General features: G+C 66.4%; 1 protein-coding gene and 1 pseudogene. Both read right to left on the bottom strand.

Features of this window, described 5'->3' with window-relative positions:
- Positions 1-426 (bottom strand): hypothetical protein, encoded by a 426-nt coding sequence (locus tag Van01_RS32690; protein WP_204015820.1) that lies wholly within the window; start codon positions 424-426, stop codon positions 1-3.
- Between the two features lie 74 nt (positions 427-500).
- Positions 501-1,265 (bottom strand): annotated as a pseudogene (locus tag Van01_RS32695) (restriction endonuclease); the annotation flags it as partial.

The following is a 1,265-nucleotide window of genomic DNA, read 5'->3' on the forward strand; positions in this document are numbered from 1 at the left end:
CTAGATCATCTGGACCTTGCCGCGCAGTCGCTCCTTCTCGGCGAGCGACGCCATGACGCGCAGCGAGTCGCCGAGGATCATGCGGTTGGACCAGTTGGCCTCGTGCTGGTAGTACTCGACCGACTGCCAGTCGTCCAGCCCGTCGAAGTCCGCGTAGTCGTCGGCGAAGAGGCCGAGCTGCTCGTTCTCACGAGGGCGGGCTTTCTCGCTGGTCCTCCGCAACTCTTCGACTAGCGTCCTCGGGGCGACCTTCTCCTGGATGTAGATCGGCGGGGCCTCGACCACCAGGTCCTCGGCGTCCTGCGCCTCCTTGCCGATCCAGACGAGTTGAGGATCCAGGCTAGGATCACGTTCCGTGATAACGCGCTCAATCCGGGCGGCGTCGGACGAGACGAGGTCATGACCATCTGCCGTCGGTAGGTTCACGCGCCGGTCCGTTCGGTGTGCGATCGCCTGGACCGGCACGGGGATGACGGCGGGCTTGCGACTCCTCGGGGGCATCAGATCAGCTCCTCCTCGGCGGGTGCAGCATCGGTGAGCGCCGACGCGCCTCGCAGGGCGAACAGCGCATCGATGGCGGGTCGAAGGTCTCGTTTTGCGGTCGTAGGATCACGAAGCTCGCAGAAGCTCCAGCGCCCGAACCGGCCACTGTTGTTGACCGCCTGGACCCAGAGATTGCGGGCAGCCCACGCCTTCTGCGCAGCTTCGGATTGTGACTTGCGACCGCCGGACACCTCGATGACCAGGGTGCGGGCTATCCCGTCGCTGGCATCGGCCAACTTGACCAAGAAGTCCGGGTAGAACCGCCGGCTCCGCCCAGCGTGCTCGTACGGGATGAAGAAGTCGAGGTGGTCGTTGCGGACGTACGCGGCAACTTGCTCCTCCGGCAGCGCCTCGATTGCCTGGGCGACGGCCCGCTCCCAGGCGTTGCCGTCCTTGCCGTCGAGCGTCACGAGGTTGACCTGGCACCGGCGCGGATCCGTCGGCCAGACCTCCCTGGTCGTCCGGAAGTCCACGCTCGAAGTGGTGCCGATCGGGTCCGTCGTCCGCAGCACCGGCAGCACCCAGCGTTCCCGCCGGCCACCCTGCCATGTGATCGACTGCCAGATCTTCTCCACTGCCTCTGCCTCCCGCAGCAGGATCAGGCCGACCGCCTGGTCATCCCGGAGGTCGACGCAGCGGCGGAGCCACTGTTGAGCGATCTTGAGTACCTGCGGGAAATACCACGGCCGCAGGTCACCGTCGCCGGTGCGCAACTTGCGCCT

The organism is Micromonospora andamanensis, from assembly GCF_016863495.1.
Classification (GTDB): Bacteria; Actinomycetota; Actinomycetes; order Mycobacteriales; family Micromonosporaceae; genus Micromonospora; species Micromonospora andamanensis.